This is a genomic window from Ostreibacterium oceani (genome assembly GCF_009362845.1).
Classification (GTDB): Bacteria; Pseudomonadota; Gammaproteobacteria; order Cardiobacteriales; family Ostreibacteriaceae; genus Ostreibacterium; species Ostreibacterium oceani.
Map to the genome: position 1 here is coordinate 1 of NZ_WHNW01000004.1, position 19,598 is coordinate 19,598.

The window sequence follows — 19,598 nt, forward strand, 5'->3', positions numbered from 1 at the left end:
GGGATGCCATCACCATCGCTATCTGTATTGCTGTAAGGATCAGTACCATTGATGGCTTCATCGCCGTTGGTGACACCGTCGCCATCACAGTCTGCGGCTGCCCACGTGGCATTGCTTGCATCATAACTCGTATAGCCTGGAGCTTGCATTGGGTCACACGCATTGGTTGTTGATGTGCCGTTGGCGACTTCAACATCATTGGAAACCCCATCACCGTCGCTGTCGTTAACTAACATCAACGTAATAAATTCTCCGTCAGCCAAAGTAATATTGGCTATTTCACCATTGGCATTTAAGGCGCCTACTCGTACCGAACCTGTGCTGAAATCACCATCACTATCTTTTACTAAGTAGTAGGTAGCTGAAGCGTTCGAAGCAAAGCCATCAAATTTAAAATTCACCGGCTGGGTGAAGTTTTCCAGCTGCACCTGCCATTCTCGGGCAATACGCGCATTGATTTGCGGTGCGGTGATATCAGTTGGTAATTCTGTTTTCACACTGCTCGTTGCGCCGTTGTTATTAGCAAAGGTCGCAAAGCTTAAATCACTGGCGATGTCTGTTCTTGAGGCATCGTCATTAGGCAAGGTGAAATTATTGGTGGTAGCGACAATAAGCACATCGTCTGCGTTTTGAGAGCGTGAAACTTTTTGATGTAAATCCGAGTCGTTATCTCTACCGATACCAAAAATATCTTTGTTGTACGTTGTATTAACTGACGCATCCCACATCAAGGTTGTGCCATCACTTGCTACATAATTTTGACCAGAAGCTTGATCTAGCGTGACTCCATATTTTATCGCTAAATAAGAGTTAACCCGAGATCGTTCTACTGCTGTTAGCACTCTGTTGTAGGTAATCAACTCAGATACTTTTCCTACAAATCCTTCATCTTTTGCTCCAATATCTGTATACCCAACTGCATATCGCCTTGTCCCAGTAAAATTGCCAAATACAGGTGCTGAAGGTGCAATACTTACTCCATTATTAACAGCAGTTACCGTTGCATCCACTGCTGCTGGAGGTGCAGCTGTAGCTTTACCTGTGTACACACTCCTTATCACTCCATTAGAAGGTCCAGAACCATATGAATACTTAGGCGCTGTATTATTATCTATTCTTGTTTGATAAAAATCTGAGTTAAAAATACCATAATCAAATATTTTAGTACGATCTGATCCAGTAGAAGACCTATCAAAGGAAATTACTTTCCCTGAAGTAACAATTTCTTTTTGAGCGAAAAATTGCTCGATAAAAGTATCATTTAAAGCTGTAGAAAAATCTTCGCTCCATAAAGCATCTGTATCTGATTCAAAATCTAGTGCAGGATTGAAATTAAAATTATTAGGTAATAATGTTGGCTGAGTAATCGTTGTGAAATTATTATCAGTATTATTATAAGTAGCTAAGGCATCAAAGCTATTTCCAGATTGATCTCCCCAAATAGTTACCTCATTGCTAACATTGGTAGTTATTTCTGAGTCAGCTTTGAGCCATAAAGCTAGATTACCCGTTACATTGCCCGGAGCTTGTGCAAGTGCCAGCCCCTGTCCTAAAGCAGCAGTTGTGATTAGGAAGCCAAGTTTCCAATATTTCCATTGGTTAAGTGTTTTGTGTTTCATGTCTTTCTCCGTGTCTTTTTATTTTACTCTTAATACTAGGTATTACTTAAAGATAATATAATAAGATTAAGTCTTAATCAATAGATGAGATTTTAATTTTTATACTGCTTTTGGTTTGGAAGCGCTTTATTTTACGATAACTAACTGTTAATTAATTTATTATTTAAAATTTAGCTTGATTTTTTATGGTTTATTTTTTAAAAAAATAAGGTATTTTTGTATGAATAATTCGCAAAAAAATCGCAAGTAATGAAAAAAATAGCCCAGTGACGATTAAGCGGTTGGCGGTAGCTGGTGATGATTGGTGGTAACTACGGGTAAATACGGGTAAATACGGGTAAATACGGGTAAATTCGGATAAATGCAGGTAAGGGAATTATTGGGAAATTATTGGGGAATTATTGGTATGAGGCTTGAGGGAATTTCAATGTCAGTGGTGGCTCAATGTCAGTGGTGGGGATGAGTGGTGGGAATGAGTGGTGTTAGCCGTTCGGTGTTTGGTGTTTGGTGTCGATATAAAAAAAGCACCCGTGTGGAGGGTGCGTTTAAATGGTGCATTTAAATGGTGGTTTAGATGTTGTTAAGTTAGTGCTGAGGGATTTTTTGTCAGCGCATTTGTCAGTACAATAACCTGTCAACGCAATAACCTGTCAACAGCAGCCTATCGACGAAATATTCGGTGCGATATTCGTGGGGTATTAAAATGGAATATCGTCAGCAAAATCATCATCCAGCTGGGGCTTTTCAAAGTTTTTTTGTGCGCCAGACGATGGATTCGCGGATGGGCTTGCTGATGGGTTTTGGTTGTTTTGGTTAGGGTTACTGCGCGCTGGACTATCGCCAAAGTCAGAAGTGCCGCCCTGGCCACCACCTTGTTTACCGCCCAGCATCTGCATTTGGTCAGCACGGATTTTGGTGCTGTATTTCTCTACGCCTTGATTATCCGTGTATTTGTCGGTGCGGATTGACCCCTCGATATACACCTGCGAACCCTTGCGTAGATACTGCCCCATGATTTCAGCGAGTTTGCCAAACGCCTCGATACGGTGCCACTCGGTGCGCTCCTGTGGCTGTCCTGTGTTTTTGTCTGTCCACGTCTCACTGGTCGCCACTGATAGGGTGGTGACTGCCGTGCCGTTAGGCATGTACCGCATTTCAGGATCATTGCCTAAGTTACCTACGATTATTGCTTTGTTTACGCCTCTGCTTGCCATGTTGCCTCTTTGTTTTTCATCATGTATGTGGTCACCGCGAATAATAATGCGATGCCTGCTAATAAGTAAAATCCATGGTTAATTGTACCACTTGTGTCAAATTTCGTATAGAGACTTGCGCCGAGAATCCCGCCTAAAAAGTTACCAACAAATTGGTAAACGGCATAGACACCACTGCTCGCACCGCGCGAGGTGTTGCTGACTAATTGAAATAATCGCGTCGGCAAGGACGCTTCAATAAACGTAAACGCAAAAAAGAACACCGTCAAACTAACGCTAAACCATACAATCGAGTGAAATCCCATGCCACTGGCAAATAATAAAAAACCACTACCCAAAATCGCCCACATCAGTGGTAGGCGTTTGGCGACTTGGCTTTTTTGTTTGGCAATAACGGGCATGACCAGCGCAAAGGCCACAATCAGTCCAGGGACATAAAGCAAAATAAAATTAACGCCTGCTAAGTGCTGGGTCAGTAACAGCGGAATCAGGAAAAAACTACTGGCAAGTACCAAATGCAGCATGGCGATTTGTAAATTAACAAACCAAGCGGCTTTGTGCGTAATGACTTTGGCAAAATCAGTGAGTTTAAATACGGTCAGCGTTTGTGATGGTATTGGTAGGCGGTAGGCAAAAAAGAGTGCCAGCGCCGCCAACACGCTGGTTAAGACAAATAACCCTTGTAGCCCCCACTGGGCGCTAATCAGTGTGCCTAGCACAAACGAGGCAACAAATGATAAAGCAATAAAAATACCAATCACCGCCATGGCTTTGCCGTGATGCTGACCACGAATGCCATCAGCGACATAAGCAAGACAAACAGCAGAAACAGCGCCTGTGCCTTGGATAAAGCGCGCGAAAATTAACCAATGAATATCATCGGTCATGGTGGCCAACAGACTGCCAAGCAAAAATAAACTAAGCCCAATGTAGAGGACTTTTTTACGCCCGATAATGTCTGATAGTATACCCGCAGGGATTTGTAAGGCCGCTTGTGCGAGGCTATAAATGCCGAGTGCTAACCCGATTTTAAACGGCGTGCTGTGCGTCAAATCTGTCGCTAATAGCGAAAAAGTAGGGAAAATCAAAAATAGCCCGAGCATTCGCGTGGCGTAGATGCTCGCGAGAATCAGCGTGATTTTCTTTTCAACTGTGGTCATGGGTGTGTTCATGGGTATGTTCATGGGGGCGGTCATGGGTGAGGTCATGAGGGGGTTGCTTATTTTATGGTTATTTTATGGTTGCTTATTGTACGCTGTTTGACTTAAAAAATAAAAACTTGTGTGAAAATTTAAAATAACAAACGGTTATCGATAGTTAATTACCTATGGTTTATAAGTTGATAATAATAATTTGATTATTAAGCGGTAAAGCGTACGTGTTATTTATCTAGAGTAGGGTAAGCTATTACTTGAAATTTAAGTGGTTCGCTTGGGTTCGCTTGGCGAATACTGATGCGCTTAAATTGCTTTTGTCACTGTTTGTGTCATTGTTTTTTGTAATTGCTTTTTGTGATTGTTTTTTATAATCACCCTTAATCACCCCAAACTCACGAGGAAACTATGTCAACTGAACTCATCGAAAAAATCAAAGCCGAAGAGATTAAATACGCGGATTTGCGTTTTACGGATACCAAAGGCAAAGAACATCATTTTACCTTGCCTGTCAGCGAATTAGACGAAGAATTTTTTGAAAATGGCAAAATGTTTGATGGCTCATCAATTGCTGGGTGGAAATCAATCAATGAATCCGATATGGTCTTAATGCCTGATCCTGAGACGGCCTATATCGACCCATTTTTTACCGACAAAACCATCAATATTACCTGTGGCATTATCGAGCCATCGACCCTGCAAGGCTATGGACGTGACCCACGTACGGTTGCACAGCGTGCAGAGGCTTACTTACGCTCGACAGGGATTGCGGATACGGCGTTTTTTGGGCCAGAAAATGAATTTTTTGTGTTTGATGATGTGCGTTTTAGAAATGACATGTTTGGCGCTGGGTATGAAATTGATTCCGAAGAAGGCCTCAATAACTCAGCAACCGAATACGAAGACGGCAATATGGGGCATAGACCGTTTTTAAAAGGCGGATATTTACCCGTGCCACCCGTCGATCACTTGCATAACGTGCGTTCAGAAATGTGCAATGTGCTACAAGAAGTCGGGCTTAAAGTCGAAGTGCATCACCACGAAGTATCGACAGGCGGCCAGTGTGAGATTGGGGTTGCGTTTAACACATTGGTTAAAAAAGCCGACGAAGTACAAAAGCTCAAATACGTTATTCATAATGTGGCGCATGACTTTAACAAAACGGCAACGTTTATGCCAAAACCCATCGTCGGTGATAACGGCTCAGGGATGCACGTGCATCAATCACTTGCCAAAGACGGTGTGAATTTATTCACAGGCGAGGCTTATGGTGGGTTGTCTGAAATGGCGTTATACTACGTGGGCGGGATTATTAAACACGCGCGTGCGATTAATGCCTTTACAAACCCCTCGACCAATAGTTATAAGCGATTGGTGCCAGGGTTTGAAGCCCCTGTGGTGCTCGCGTATTCGGCAAAGAATCGTTCTGCATCAATCCGCATTCCATACATTGCAAACCCCAAAGCACGTCGTATTGAAGTGCGATTCCCTGATTCGACAGCAAACCCGTACTTGGCGTTTTCCGCGATGTTGATGGCGGGTCTTGATGGTATTCAAAATAAAATCCATCCAGGCGATGCGATGGACAAAGACTTGTATGACTTGCCTTCTGAGGAATTGGCTGATATCCCACACGTGGCTTATTCGCTAGAATCTGCGTTAGAGGCACTCGACAATGACCGTGAGTTTTTGCTCAAAGGCGATGTCTTTTCTAATGATTTAATCGATGGTTATCTCGCGCTTAAGCAAGAGGAAGTCACGCGCTATCGTATGGCAACGCATCCGATTGAATTTGAGATGTATTATAGTTTATAACGCGATATAAGTTTATGGCGCGATATAAGCTTATCACGCCATAAAAAAACAATCGTGATAACGATAAAAGCCCACTGCGCGTTGCGGTGGGCTTTTTTTTTGATTAAAAACGCACGGGTGTTGTCTGCTATTTTTGGCTATTGTTTATTTTTCTGTGCGTGTTACAACTTCTGTGATTTCTGTGATTTCTGTGATTTCTGTGATTGATAAGCACTAATCTCTGCTTTGATGCCTGTCGCAAAATCCATCGGTGAGTAGCCAAAATCCCGTGCCGCCTCATCGTGCGGGAACGCCCTAGGCTCGACTAAGCGTTGCACGCGTTCACGATAGTCAACTTTGCCAAGCGTTAGCGCAAAAACAGCGCAAGCACCACAGTAGGCGACTGGAAAAGGGACCGAAAAAAAGACCGTTTGCTTTTCTAAATAGGTCGCCATGAGTGTTAGCATGTCAATGAGTCGGATAGGGGCTTTGCCTGATAGGATGTAGGTTTTATTACAAGTGGTTGCTGGATTGATAAGTACTTGATAATAGGCATCACCCAGATCCTGTTGATGGACGGGTTGTAAAGCGTATTTGGCTTGATTAACCACGGGGAAAAAGCGTAATTTATCGACCATTTTGATGAAAATAATGACATTGTTGTCCGAAGGGCTGCCATAAATCATGGTCGGCTGCAAAATGGTGATATCGATATTTCGATTGGCAATGAGCGCCTTGACTTGATTCTCTATGGCAATGTAGTCGGCGCTTGCAGATTTGTAATTGGAGTAGATGCCCGTCGTATGGACCAAAATCAGTCGCTTAACTGGGCTGTTAACCGCTGCTTTGACCACGTTAATGGAGGTGTGAATGCCTGCAATATGCAAAACAGTCGATGCTTGTTTCATGGCTTGATGAATAAATTGATCATCCTGTAAATCACCGACTGAGATGGCGATGGGTAATCCGCTTTCTTCAATTAACCGTCTATCGGCGTGGTTTCGGACAATGGCACGAAATGTCATTTCCCCAAGGTGTGCTTTTTCTTGGGTTAATCGCCGTAAAAACCAAGCACCAGTCCGCCCCGTTATGCCAGTAATTAAGACCTCGTGGCTATTTGATGACGCTGTACCTGTTTGTGATTTAATGTCGTTAACTGTCATATGCGGTGGTTTACCATTCGTTCGTCGGTCAGTCTATATTGGATTCTGAACTAACGCAAGCTACTAAAGCTATCCGCTAACGACATCCGCTAACGACATCCGCTAACGCAGCCCTTTGGCAGTCTTTTGGCAGCCCTTTGATGAATGCGCTGATTTTTAGGATTGAAATCCCAACGAATTGAAATAATTGAACGATTTGTGTTATCATAGGACATGATGATAACCATTTAAAACCAACAAGAGGTCAATCATGCCAAAATCTACATCAGAATCTACATCAGAATCTACAGAGGCCCCCTCAGGAGAGACCGCGCAACCAGAGAATAACCCAGCCAATCCCATGAATACGCCAATGAAAACCTTGTTAGCAGCGCTAACGCAGGTGGTTTCTGAGCATATTGAGCAATTCGAAGTTGTCAATACACACGAAGAAATCGAGGCCCTATTTATGTGGGTTAACAAGGCGCATGGCGGTGACAAGTCGGCTCAAGCGCTGCTTGCAGCAGAAGGGTTGCGTATTTTAGAAGATACTAGTCAGCACTTAGGATTAATGGCACAGGAATACCTGTATGTTAACGAGGAAAATTTAAACAAACGCCCAGCGGGCGAACCAAACCCCAGCCATCTACTCAAGGCAAAATCAGCGGTTGACGAATTGATTACCTTATTAAACAATGGATAAGGCGAATCCGAGACCCAGCTCGCGAGCCTTACCCGTGATGATATTTTTATCCTAAACCGACAATTTAGGCATAATTATCCTGCCTGAAACGACTTACGCATTGCATTGACGTAGCAATACACCAGCAAAAGCAATAGATAAACGCAATAGGTAAAAGATTGGCTATGCGAAAGTTATAATTAAATCTAATGATTTTAATTTAGTTACTTATACTCAATCTGAAACGCGCAAATGGTCGAATTTGGCTCTAAAATAAGGTATAGTTAAAAATCGCAAGCCAATGTTATAATAAGAAAAGTTAGAATAAACACTAAGGTGAAGCCCCCGTGTGGCTATAAAATAATTACCTTGATATTCCTTTTATTTGCCCTAAAAAGTTTCGCCGATACAGTTCTTTTATTAAGTTATGGTTCTACGGCGGAGGGAACGGTTGTTGACTTTTATAGCGGGCATAAGGGTCAAGTGCCTGTCTTTGAATACAGAGATAGCAATGGACAAGCAGTAAAATTCTCATGCCTTTTTATTTCGCCTAATTATCGCTGACGGTTAAGACCAGTCATTGGATGTCATCAGATTGGATATTAAATCCGATAGATAGGAATAGATAGTAACAGATTGCTTTGTATCAATGTATCCGATATGATGGTTAGGAAAAATTACATCGGCCTACATTGGCGCACTGCCACAATAAATATGTATTTAATTTATTATGTTGTGAGTAGTTTAATATTTAATAATTGAAAAAAATAGGATATTGGCATGATTGACTGGATTACGGCTGGTGTGCTTTTAGTGTCTATCGTGGCATTAGTCATAAGCCCATGGCTTCATATTGAATCAAAGCGATTAGAAAGAAGGCTAGAAATACGCTTTCAGTTATATGATAAGATTTTTGAGTATAATGATTTTTATTTTTCGCTTCGTGAGCATTTATGCTATATGTCCAAATTGGATATGAATAAACACACGTCTTGGGAATCCGAGGTGAAATTTTTATTACGACTAGCTGGAAATGAGAAGGACAAGGAACTTTATGATAAATTTGTAGGTGCGCATGGAAATTATGTTGACTATCTTAGCGGTATTCTCGAGATGTATGGCTATGAATTTCCCCCTGGGATATCTGGCGATACTCACTTTGAGAATCAACACTTATTAGAGGAAATACTTAGAGCGCTCGATAGTCTTATTGAGCATTGCGTTGCCGAACATAAGCAAGAAACGAAAACCTTTTGGAAAAGGTGGTTTGCGTGGAAAGAATAGTTTGCGTGGCTAAAAAGGTATTTCAATGACGTTGCACAAAATAAAAATAAGAAAGCAATTAAAGCCAAGCGTAGCGTTTTTGACTAGATATAGCGCTAGATATTACTATTAAAAAATATATAGTTATAAAAAACAATGCATTGTATCTTTAAAGCGTAGGCGGGCCCGCTCCACTTTTCATTTGGCGGGGATTGTTGCTATATGCACCAACAATCCTATTGTTCTAAATAGACAAGGAAGTTTTGGCTGTACATACAGTTTAAGCAACGGGTAGATTATGTTGAAAGGATTTAGTCGCATCAAACGGTACTTTGATGTTAGTTGAGAATAAAATTGTCGATTATTTAAAGGGGAATCCTGCTTGCAAAGGAAAAATTAATGTTAAATCGTAAATGTCCCGTTTGTAAATCTTCCGTACCTCATTTAAAAATAATTAAATCGGTTACTTGGCTTAAAGGGCTTTCGTGTTTAGAGAATGACCATTTTGTGTTTAAATGTGATGTTTGCAAAAATAAAATCTATGTAAATGACTTAGCTGGGCTTTCTCCTAGGATATTGTTTCCAAGTATTATCCTGCTTTATTTCTGGTATAGGGTAGTTTCGGTTTATGGTTTTTTTAGTTTGCTTGGATTATTAGCTACAGGAATAACTCTAGCTTTAGTTTTCATCATATTTTATTGTTTTGTTTATCTTTACCCTAAGATTAAATAAACGAACCTAACTGGCTAACGTGCGCATTGTGCCACGATAATAAACACGAGTCATTGCCGTTATGCTTGGGTGGCTATCAAGCTATAGAATAATTTATAGAGCAAGCCATTGATTAACTTGTTGATTAATTTGCTGATTAAGCTGTTAATTAAGTTGCTCGTTGCTGGCTACGATTGCAATGCCTCGGCGCGTTCTAGTAGTGCGAGGTATTGCTCTTCTTTGTCTGTTAGTGACTGTTGGCATTCGGCGAGTGTCGTCGTGAGTGCTTGTAATTGTTCAGCATCGCTGGCGTTTTCATTAATCGATTGATTAAGTATGGCAATTTTTTCGACAAGCTGGTCGATTTCATGCGGTAGGTTGTCTAGGGCGTGTTTATCTTTGAAAGTCAGCTTTTGCGCAGTCGTTTTTGAGCGACTGTCGGTATTTTCCATGCTGGTTTTGGCGTGTTTGATTTCGCTCTCTGCTTCGCCAATTTCTTTGAGTGTTTGCTCGATGTCTAGGTATTCTGAATATTTTTGATAGCTTTCTTCGATACTGCCGTCTGTATTGAAAATAAACAGTTTTTGGGCGATTTTATCGACAAAATAGCGGTCGTGGCTGACGAAAATCACCACGCCGTCAAAGGCGTTTAGCTTTTCCTCTAGGATGTTAATCGTCTGAATGTCCAAGTCATTGGTGGGCTCGTCCATAATCAGGCAATCGACTTTTTTGGTAAACAGTAACGCCAATGCAACACGACTGCGTTCACCGCCTGATAGCATGCCGATGCGTTTGGTGAGGTCTTCTTGTGGAAAATTAAATAACTTTAGATAGCCATAAACGTGCATGTTTTTACCCTGTACTTCGATGCGATCACCGCCACCTGGGCAAAATGTTGAAATCAGGTCTTTGTTTTCATCGAGTGCTTCGCGCTGTTGGTCGAAATAGCCGATATTAAATTCGGCGCGTTTGATTGTGCCTGAATCGGGTTGGATTTTACCGGTTAGTAATTTGAGTAGCGTTGATTTACCCGCGCCATTGGGGCCGACAATCGCGATGCGTTGCTTGGCAAGGATTTTGGTTTTGAATTGGCGAATCAGTGGGCGACCATCAATGGCATAATTAATATTATAGACATCGAAAAATATTTTTTTACTATGGTTTTTGTCGCTGTCTGAAAAATGCGCTTTTTCACGCATGAGTTCCGAGCGCATCCGTTTGAGTGCATTGGGGTTTTGATTGACTTGTTGTTTGAGTTCGTTGACGCGTTTGACGCGCCCCATATTGCGCTTAGTCCGTGCTTTGACACCACGATTAAGCCAACTGAGCTCATTCTGATACAAACGCGATAAATTATGCTGTTGTTTTTCTAGGGTGGCGATTCGCTGTTCTTTGCTGGCGAGGAAATCCCGATAACCGCCTTTGTAATACACCAGTTTTTGGTTTTCAATTTCGACAATTTGGGTGGCAATATTGTCGATGAAATAGCGGTCGTGCGAGACAAATAAAATTGTGTAGCGGCCGTTTAGAATGGTCTCTTCTAAAAATTGAACCATTTGTACATCGAGGTGGTTAGTTGGTTCGTCCAGAATCAGCACATCGGGGGATTTGAGGATAAGCCCTGCCAGCGCGACACGGCGCTGTTCACCGCCTGATAACTGTTGCACGGGCTTGTTTTCGTAATGTTTTAGGCGAAACGCGACCAACGCTTGTTCGACACGGTTATCCAACGACCATGCGTTGTGGTGGTCGAGAAAATTACTGGTTTGTTCGTGGGCGGTTTTGAGGGCTTCGTTAGTAAAGTCATCCGCCAGTTGCGCGGTCAGTGTTTGGTAGCGTGTTTGAGCGGCCTTGAGCTCGCTGAGCTCGCTTTCAATCGCTTCGCGTACCGTTAATTGCCCGTCAAATCGCGGAATTTGGCTGAGCATTTCGATTTGGATATTCGTATCTGCCACGCGTTTGCCATGGTCTAATGTGAGGGTGCCGTGTACCATTTTCATCAGTGTCGATTTGCCACAACCATTTTTGCCAATAATGGCGACGCGATCCCCTTCGTGCAAGTGAAAATCGACTTGGTGAAGTAGGGGAGTGGTATCGTATTGTTTGCTTGCTTCGAATAAATCGACCAGTGCCATAAATGAATTGTCCTCAGTCCTGTGTTGCCGTGTTGCCGTGTTGTGCGTCTATATGTTGTTATATGCCGCTATATGTCGCTATATAGTATCAGCTTTGCTAACTTTATCTAGCGAAGGATGTGTTTTTTAATTAGGATGCTTTAATCAGGATGAATGTGGTGATAAATTTTATTGAGATGCTATAGACGCAAAAAAACCGCAATTGATGCTTATTTTTCTGTCATAAAAATGTTAAAATTACGACAAAATTTTACACGCTTGGTTTCAGCGTGCTGACACAAATAAATCTACCTGCGTAGCGGCGGTTTTGTTTGCGGTTGATTTGGTTTGGTTTTTAGGTTCGCAACGTCGTTTTTGATGTTTGCGTTTGTTAACAATGCAATGTGAATACCCAAGGTAACCTATGTTCAATATTAAAAAAGGCTTAGATTTGCCAATTGCAGGTGCTGCAACCGGGGCGGTCGAGCAAGTTTTTACGCAACAAGTCGGGGTGCTGGGACCTGAATACATCGGAATGCGACCCAGCATGTTGGTCCAAGAAGGTGATACGGTTAAGCGCGGTCAAAAATTATTCGAGGATAAGAAAAATCCTGGCGTGTTTTTTACCGCACCGATAGCAGGTACGGTGTCTGCGATTAATCGTGGTGAACGGCGGCGGTTGCTGTCTGTCGTGATTGACCGCCAAGGCGACGACGCAGTACAGTTTTTACAAGTCGATAACGTGGCTGCGATAGAAGGGTTATCCCGTGATGCGATTGTTGAAAACTTACTCGAGTCTGGTTTGTGGGCGGCACTGAGAACGCGTCCTTACAGCAAATCACCGAACCCAAGCAGTGAGCCGAATAGCCTATTCGTTACCGCGATTGATACGAATCCGTTGGCCGTCTCGCCAGAGCTAGTCATCGGCGATAACGCAGCGGCATTTGAAGCAGGCCTAGTCGCAGTGAGTAAGCTCACCTCAGGCAAAACCTATTTGTGTAAAGCAGCGACTAGCACCATCGGTGCAGGCAGTGCCAAGGTCGAAGTCGCCGAATTTTCAGGTGTTCATCCAGCGGGGCTGGTCGGTACGCATATTCATATGTTAGACCCAGTGAATACGAAAAAAACCGTCTGGCACTTGCATTACCAAGACGTCATTGCCATTGGGCGATTGTTTTTAACTGGGCAGTTGGATTTGACCCGTATCATTTCGGTGGCAGGCCCTGCCGCGAGCAGACCCAAAATCGTCGAAACCACCATGGGTGCGAATATCAAAGAGCTAACCGCTGATCAGTCGCTAGGCGAGTCCGTTCGTATGATTAATGGTAGTGTTTTTTCGGGTGGTTATGTGTTTGATGGGACTGAGTTTTTAGGTCGTTTTGCGCTGCAATTGTCGCTATTGGCAGAAGGCACTAAAAAAGAGTTCCTCGGCTGGATTACCCCAGGCAGTAATAAATTCACAGTAACGCGTAGTTTTATTGGCGGTATCGTGAAAAAAGCCTTTAACTTCACCACAACGACCAACGGCTCACCACGCTCGATGGTGCCTATTGGTGTCTATGAAAAGGTCATGCCATTGGATATCTTGCCGACTTTACTGCTCAAAGCAATTATCGTCAAAGATACCGAAACGGCACAGCGTTTAGGCGTGCTAGAATTAGACGAAGAAGACCTCGCATTATGCACGTTTGTTTGCCCGTCTAAGTATGAATATGGCGCAATTTTGCGTGAAAACCTCGAAAAAATCGAAGTGGAAGGCTAATCATGAGTGATAAAAAACAAAACTTTTTTGAGCGAATCGAACATCACTTTGTTGGCGATGGTAAATATACTAAATTTTATGCGCTTTATGAGGCGGTAGCGACCATTTTTTATACACCTGGGTATGTCTCGCAACGCTCGGCGCACGTGCGCGATGCGATAGATCTAAAGCGTGTTATGATTTTTGTGTGGCTGGCGACTTTCCCTGCGATTGCTGTGGGGTCATACTCGATTGGCGCACAGGGCTATATGGCGCAAGGCATAGACGCAGGTATACTCGCAAGCTTTTCCAAAGGCTTCTTTTTTTCATTTTTGCCGATTTACTTAACCGCCTTTATTGTCGGTGGATTTTGGGAAGTGCTATTCGCCTCGGTGCGAAAGCACGAAATCAACGAAGGGTTTTTCGTGACCTCTATTTTGTACGCGCTGATATTGCCACCAACCACGCCCTTGTGGCAGGTGGCGCTAGGTATTTCATTTGGTGTCGTCATTGCCAAGGAAATTTTCGGGGGTACTGGGCGCAATTTTGTCAACCCAGCCCTTGCCGGGCGAGCGTTTCTTTATTTTGCGTACCCTGCACAAATGTCGGGTGACCAAGTATGGGTTAATGTTGACGGCGTGACCAAAGCAACACCGCTGGGCGTTGTGCCTGCCGAAGGTATGGAAGCATTAACCCAGTATAGCTATACTTGGATGGATGCATTTTTGGGCTTTATCCCAGGCTCTATCGGTGAGGTATCGACTTTTGCGATTTTATTAGGCGGTGCGTTTTTGCTCTATACGGGGATTGCCTCGTGGCGAATCGTGGCGGGGGTGTTTATCGGTATGGTGGTCACCGCACTGCTATTTAACCTGATTGGTTCTGATACTAACGCCATGTTTGCGATGGGGCCGCATTGGCACTTTGTCCTCGGTGGGTTTGCCTTTGGTATGTTTTTTATGGCGACCGACCCAGTGACGGCCGCTGTCACCAACCAAGGTCGGTGGATATTTGGTATCTTGATTGGTGTGATGACCGTGCTCATCCGCGTGGTCAACCCTGCCTTTCCAGAAGGCATTATGCTAGCGATTATTTTTGCTAACCTATTTGCACCGTTGATTGATTATGGTGTGATGAAAGCAAACATCAAACGAAGAGAGGTGCGATATGGCACGAAATAAAGAAGCCACAGGGTTTATTATAAAAGTAGCCGTCATGCTAAGTGTGGTCTGCGCCACACTGGTCTCTATTGCGGCGGTTAGCCTAAAACCAATCCAAGAACGCAATGCCGCGCGCGAAAAACAACTAAATATCCTAAAGGCGGCGGGTATTTATGAATCAGGCATGAATGTTGAGCAGGTATTTAATGAAAACTTTGTCTCCAAAGCCATTGATATTCGTACGGGTGAAGTGGTTGAGGATGTCGACGTCAAAACCTATGATATGCTGTCTGCTGCCAAAGACCCGAATCAAAATATCGTACTAGGCGATAAAGATATTGCCGGGATTAAGACGATTTCTGAATACGCGATTATTTATTACTTAATGGAAGGTGAGCAGGTAGAAAAAGTCATCCTACCTGTCAATGGCTATGGTCTGTGGGGTATCATGTATGGCTTTATCGCAATCGACAAAGACGGTGAAACCATCCGCGGACTTACGTTTTATAACCACAAAGAAACCCCAGGCCTAGGGGCAGAAATTACCAATGCAAACTGGCAGGCCTCGTGGGTGGGTAAAAAAGCGTTCGACAACCAAGGACAGCCTGCTATTTCGCTAGTCAAAGGTGGTGTCAGTAATCAACCTGAGCGTGCGCAATACCAAGTCGATGCACTCGCTGGTGCAACCATTACTAGCCGTGGGGTAGAAAACATGGTCGCGTTTTGGCTAGGTGAAAATGGTTATCAGCCATTTTTAACACAATTAACGCAATAATCGGTGGAGTAAGTTATGGCAACAACATCTTTAAAAGCAACTTTATTAAATCCAATCCTTGCGAATAACCCGATTGCATTACAAGTGCTAGGCATTTGCTCGGCACTGGCGGTAACAGGAAAAATGCAAACGGCATTTTTAATGTGTATTGCACTGACGTCGGTATTGGCGTGCTCAAACCTCGCGATATCGGCGATTCGCAACTATATCCCGAATAGTATTCGGATTATTGTGCAGATGGTGATTATTTCTTCGCTGGTGATTATTGTCGACCAGATTTTGCGTGCGTTTTTTCCCGCGGTTGCCAAAGAATTATCGGTTTTTGTCGCGTTGATTATTACTAACTGCATCGTGATGGGACGCGCCGAAGCTGTCGCGATGAATACACCACCAATGGAATCATTCGTTGATGGTGTGGGTAATGGCTTGGGCTATTCGGCGTTATTGCTCGTCGTTGCGACTATCCGTGAAATTATTGGCAGCGGTACGTGGTTTGGGCTGACTGTATTGCCGAACGCCAGTGATGGCGGTTGGTATGTCCCTAACGGTTTGATGCTATTGCCACCTTCTGCCTTTTTCATCATTGGTTTGTTGATTTGGGCACTGCGCAGCTACCGCACAGAGCAGGTCGAAGCGCGTGATTTCCAAGAGGCAAGTGCCGCAGAACCCTTATACAGCCCCCATGGGCACTAACTAGCGCATTAATTAGCGCATTAATTAGCGGAGAGAGACGATGGAATATTATTTGAGTCTATTTGTTCGAGCCATTTTCATTGAGAATATGGCCTTGGCTTTCTTTTTGGGGATGTGTACGTTTTTGGCAGTCTCTAAAAAAGTAGAAACGGCCTTTGGTCTTGGCGTCGCGGTAATTGTTGTGCAAGCAATTACGGTACCTGCCAATAATTTAATTTACGCTTTTTTCCTCAAAGATGGAGCTTTATTTTGGAAAATGCTGGGGCTAGATATCGATATTTCTTACCTCGGTTTGGTCGCGTTTATCGGTGTTATCGCGGCGATGGTACAGATTTTAGAGATGTTTTTGGATAAGTATATCCCTTCACTTTATAATGCGCTGGGTGTGTTTTTGCCCTTGATTACGGTGAATTGTGCGATTTTAGGCGGCACGGTTTTTATGGTGGAGCGTGATTATAATTTGGCAGAGTCTACGGTGTTTGGCCTGGGGTCGGGTATTGGCTGGGCGCTTGCCATCGTGTTGTTGGCTGGTGTTCGTGAAAAACTAAAATATGCCGACATTCCCAAAGGGCTAGAGGGACTGGGTATTACCTTTATCATCACGGGACTCATGTCACTAGGGTTTATGTCTTTTTCTGGAATTTCGTTATAGGAGCCTAACCATGGTCGTTTTATACGCAGTACTCGCTTTTATCGTCATCGTATTAGCGCTGACAATGTTGATTTTACTTGCAAGAAAAAGCTTGGTTAGCACAGGCAACGTAACCATTGATATCAATGGCGAAAAAACCATCACCGTTCCTGCTGGCGGTAAATTACTCGGTGCGTTGGCTGGCGAAGGGATTTTCTTATCGTCTGCTTGTGGCGGCGGTGGTACTTGTGCGCAATGTCGGTGCAAAGTAACGGAAGGCGGCGGCTCTATTTTGCCGACCGAGGAAAGTCACATCAATAAACGCGAAGCACGTGAGGGCGAGCGCCTATCCTGCCAAGTTTCGGTCAAACGGGACATGAAAATCGAAGTGCCAGAAGAAGTCTTTGGCACAAAACAATGGGAATGTGAGGTCGTCTCTAATGATAACGTGGCAACATTTATCAAAGAATTGGTGCTAAAAATCCCCGATGGCGAAACGGTTCCATTTCGTGCTGGTGGCTATATCCAGATAGAATGTCCACCACACGAAGTTGAATACAAAGATTTTGATATTGCACCCGAATACCGCGAAGACTGGGATAAATTTAAGGTGTTTGACAACCGTTCTGTGGTCAAGGAAAAAGTTATTCGCGCGTATTCGATGGCAAATTACCCCGAAGAAGAAGGCATCATTATGCTTAACGTGCGAATTGCCTCACCACCACCAGGCGCAGAAGGCATCCCACCAGGGCAAATGTCTAGCTTTATTTTTAATCTAAAACCTGGCGATAAAGTCATGATTTCAGGTCCTTATGGTGAGTTTTTTGCCAAAGACACCGACAATGAAATGGTGTTTATCGGTGGTGGCGCGGGTATGGCCCCCATGCGTTCGCACATATTCGATCAGTTAAAGCGAATTCACACCAATCGGAAAGTGACTTTTTGGTACGGTGCGCGTTCATTAAAAGAAATGTTTTATGTCGAAGACTTTGATTCGCTAGCTGAAGAGTTCCCCAACTTTGAATGGCATGTCGCACTCTCAGATCCATTACCCGAAGATAACTGGACGGGGTATACAGGATTTATCCACAATGTGGTTTATGAAAATCACCTAAAAGACCACCCCGCACCAGAGGATTGTGAGTTTTATATGTGTGGACCACCGATGATGAACAAGTCTTGTATCGATATGCTGCAAAACTTAGGCGTCGAAGAAGAAAACATCATGCTAGATGACTTTGGTGGATAAACACAACCATCCCACAAAAAGTTGAAATACCCAAAGCGGCGGTAGGATAAATTTATTTACCTATTTCGTCGCTTTTTATTATAATGATTGATAATGACAGCATAGGCTGATGCGCTTTTCGTGTCAGTATAAAATGACTAAAGAGGATAACATGAGATTGTTTTTTGTATTCGCGGCACTGATGGCAATGCTAGGCTTGACAGGGTGTTCCACTGTATCCGAGGACAAAACACTAGGCTGGTCGGTGCAGCGCATCTATTCAGAGGCCAAAGAAAACCTAGACGGTGGCTCGTATCGGCCTGCACGTGAGTTGTATGGTAAGTTATTAGCGCGCTATCCCTTTGGTCGTTATGCCCAACAAGCCCAGCTGGATTTAATCCAGCTCGAATACAAAGACCGTGAATTTGACCAAGCCATTGCCCAAGCCGATAAGTTTTTGCAACTCTATCCGACTAGTCCTTATGCCGATTACGCACGGTATATGAAAGGGGTTATCAGCTATTCGCGCGATGTCGGTATTATCGATAAATTAGTCCCAACCAATATTGCCCAGTCCGATCAGGCATTGATGAAAAAAGCATTCGAAGCGTTTCAAGCATTGGTAGAGCAAAACCCCGAAGGGAAATACAGCGAAGATGCGCAACTCCGCATGATATTTTTGAATAACATTAATGCCGAGCACGAAATTTATGTCGCAGAATACTATCTACGCCGAGGGGCGTATCTAGCGGCGGTCAATCGCGCTAAATATGTACTGGAAAATTATCAAACGACCCCGTCTGCAGCACTTGCGCTAGGTGTTAAAGTCCGTGCTTACCGTGAACTTAATTTGCCTGATTTGGCAGACGATGCCATGCGAGTGTTGACGCTAAATTTCCCCGATGAAATCACAGCTAACGAGCGTCTGGTGCATCTGTTAACGGGCGATTTGCAGAAAAAAAGGGGATTTTTTAGCAGTATTCGTCAAACCTTAAGCACCAACTAACAATCAAATAATCCCAACTAACCACCAAATTAAGCGCTTAATTGGAGCGTCAATCAACAGGCGACTGATGTCCTGTTGGTTACATTGAACGGCGCTGAATTAATCATTGCGCTGACTTTTTTGCCCTTGCCTGAGTGATTATCCTCATTGAATGGTCATTGAATGGCTAGCTTTCTAGCGCAGCGTGCTCAATTTTAATGCATTTATCCATAATGACGCTAAGGCCTTGTGCTTTCGCTTTATCAGCGGCTGATTCATGGCTCACGCCCAGCTGCATCCAAATGGTTTTGGCGCCGATTGCTATCGCCTCATCAACAATAGGTGGCACTGCGTCACTGCGTCTGAATATATTGACGATGTCAACCGAAATCGGAATGTCGCTTAGGCTAGCATAGGCTGTTTCGCCCAGTAAATGGGTTAGTTTGGGGTTGACAGGGATTATTCTATAGCCCGCATTTTGCATGTATTGTGCGACCTTGTAGCTGTCGCGCTCTGGGTTATCTGATAAGCCGACAATCGCGATGGTTTGACTGGTGGAAAATAAGTCGTCTCGTGTTTTCATGTGAATCCTCTGCTTGATGTTGGTCGTATTGGTCTCAGTCGTTATTGGTCTCAGTCGTTATTGGTCTCAGTCGTTATTGGTCTCAGTCGTTATTGGTCTCAGTCGTTAT

The 19,598-nt window shown here is 43.6% G+C and carries 16 protein-coding genes; 10 read left to right on the forward strand and 6 right to left on the reverse strand.

Annotated features, from left to right (window positions below; translation table 11 throughout):
• The 3 genes from GCU85_RS04360 to GCU85_RS04370 all read right to left on the reverse strand — a co-directional run.
• Positions 1 to 1,619 (reverse strand): thrombospondin type 3 repeat-containing protein (locus GCU85_RS04360; RefSeq protein WP_152809753.1); only part of this gene is annotated, 1,619 nt, incomplete at its 3' end.
• Between the two features lie 698 nt (positions 1,620 to 2,317).
• Entirely contained in the window at positions 2,318 to 2,833 is a 516-nt protein-coding gene (ssb, locus tag GCU85_RS04365) for a single-stranded DNA-binding protein (protein ID WP_152809755.1), read from the reverse strand.
• The gene (locus tag GCU85_RS04370) at positions 2,815 to 4,041 is read right to left on the reverse strand and encodes an MFS transporter (RefSeq protein ID WP_152809757.1); all 1,227 of its coding nucleotides are present in this window, start codon (positions 4,039 to 4,041) and stop codon (positions 2,815 to 2,817) included. The genes ssb and GCU85_RS04370 overlap by 19 nt, the downstream gene beginning before the upstream one ends.
• A 354-nt stretch (positions 4,042 to 4,395) precedes the next feature.
• Between GCU85_RS04370 and glnA the strand changes: the two genes are divergently transcribed.
• Positions 4,396 to 5,802, forward strand: coding sequence for a type I glutamate--ammonia ligase (gene glnA, locus GCU85_RS04375; RefSeq protein ID WP_152809759.1), 1,407 nt, complete (start codon positions 4,396 to 4,398; stop codon positions 5,800 to 5,802).
• Between the two features lie 161 nt (positions 5,803 to 5,963).
• Here the strand turns inward: glnA and GCU85_RS04380 are convergent, their stop codons facing one another.
• Positions 5,964 to 6,944 carry an NAD-dependent epimerase/dehydratase family protein gene (locus GCU85_RS04380; RefSeq protein WP_152809761.1) on the reverse strand — a complete coding sequence of 327 codons (981 nt, stop codon included), beginning with the start codon at positions 6,942 to 6,944 and terminating at the stop codon, positions 5,964 to 5,966.
• 250 nt (positions 6,945 to 7,194) lie between these two features.
• On the opposite strand from GCU85_RS04380, the gene GCU85_RS04385 reads away from it, so the two are divergent.
• The gene (locus GCU85_RS04385) at positions 7,195 to 7,626 is read left to right on the forward strand and encodes a hypothetical protein (protein WP_152809763.1); all 432 of its coding nucleotides are present in this window, start codon (positions 7,195 to 7,197) and stop codon (positions 7,624 to 7,626) included.
• 759 nt (positions 7,627 to 8,385) lie between these two features.
• Positions 8,386 to 8,889 (forward strand): hypothetical protein, encoded by a 504-nt coding sequence (locus tag GCU85_RS04390; protein WP_152809765.1) that lies wholly within the window; start codon positions 8,386 to 8,388, stop codon positions 8,887 to 8,889.
• Positions 8,890 to 9,767: 878 nt separating this feature from the next.
• On the opposite strand, the gene abc-f is transcribed toward GCU85_RS04390, so the two are convergent.
• Positions 9,768 to 11,714 (reverse strand): ribosomal protection-like ABC-F family protein, encoded by a 1,947-nt coding sequence (gene abc-f, locus GCU85_RS04395; RefSeq protein ID WP_152809767.1) that lies wholly within the window; start codon positions 11,712 to 11,714, stop codon positions 9,768 to 9,770.
• A 403-nt stretch (positions 11,715 to 12,117) separates the two neighbouring features.
• On the opposite strand from abc-f, the gene GCU85_RS04400 reads away from it, so the two are divergent.
• The 7 genes from GCU85_RS04400 to GCU85_RS04430 all read left to right on the forward strand — a co-directional run bounded on the left by GCU85_RS04400 (position 12,118) and on the right by GCU85_RS04430 (position 18,927).
• A complete protein-coding gene (locus GCU85_RS04400) occupies positions 12,118 to 13,455 on the forward strand; it encodes a Na(+)-translocating NADH-quinone reductase subunit A (protein WP_152809769.1) in 1,338 nt (445 codons plus the stop codon).
• Between the two features lie 2 nt (positions 13,456 to 13,457).
• The gene (locus tag GCU85_RS04405; RefSeq protein ID WP_152809770.1) at positions 13,458 to 14,615 is read left to right on the forward strand and encodes an NADH:ubiquinone reductase (Na(+)-transporting) subunit B; all 1,158 of its coding nucleotides are present in this window, start codon (positions 13,458 to 13,460) and stop codon (positions 14,613 to 14,615) included.
• Positions 14,602 to 15,369 (forward strand): Na(+)-translocating NADH-quinone reductase subunit C, encoded by a 768-nt coding sequence (locus GCU85_RS04410; protein WP_152809772.1) that lies wholly within the window; start codon positions 14,602 to 14,604, stop codon positions 15,367 to 15,369. The genes GCU85_RS04405 and GCU85_RS04410 overlap by 14 nt, the downstream gene beginning before the upstream one ends.
• 15 nt (positions 15,370 to 15,384) lie before the next feature.
• Positions 15,385 to 16,062 (forward strand): NADH:ubiquinone reductase (Na(+)-transporting) subunit D, encoded by a 678-nt coding sequence (locus tag GCU85_RS04415; protein WP_152809775.1) that lies wholly within the window; start codon positions 15,385 to 15,387, stop codon positions 16,060 to 16,062.
• 40 nt (positions 16,063 to 16,102) lie between these two features.
• On the forward strand, positions 16,103 to 16,714 hold the full coding sequence (gene nqrE / locus GCU85_RS04420) for an NADH:ubiquinone reductase (Na(+)-transporting) subunit E (RefSeq protein ID WP_152809778.1): 612 nt from the start codon (positions 16,103 to 16,105) through the stop codon (positions 16,712 to 16,714).
• A 10-nt stretch (positions 16,715 to 16,724) separates the two neighbouring features.
• Positions 16,725 to 17,942 carry an NADH:ubiquinone reductase (Na(+)-transporting) subunit F gene (nqrF, locus tag GCU85_RS04425; RefSeq protein ID WP_152809780.1) on the forward strand — a complete coding sequence of 406 codons (1,218 nt, stop codon included), beginning with the start codon at positions 16,725 to 16,727 and terminating at the stop codon, positions 17,940 to 17,942.
• A gap of 151 nt (positions 17,943 to 18,093) precedes the next feature.
• Entirely contained in the window at positions 18,094 to 18,927 is an 834-nt protein-coding gene (locus tag GCU85_RS04430) for an outer membrane protein assembly factor BamD (protein WP_218110531.1), read from the forward strand.
• A 166-nt stretch (positions 18,928 to 19,093) separates the two neighbouring features.
• Here the strand turns inward: GCU85_RS04430 and GCU85_RS04435 are convergent, their stop codons facing one another.
• Complete coding sequence (locus tag GCU85_RS04435; RefSeq protein WP_152809784.1) at positions 19,094 to 19,489, reverse strand: CoA-binding protein; 396 nt, start codon at positions 19,487 to 19,489, stop codon at positions 19,094 to 19,096.
• Positions 19,490 to 19,598 lie beyond the last annotated feature (109 nt).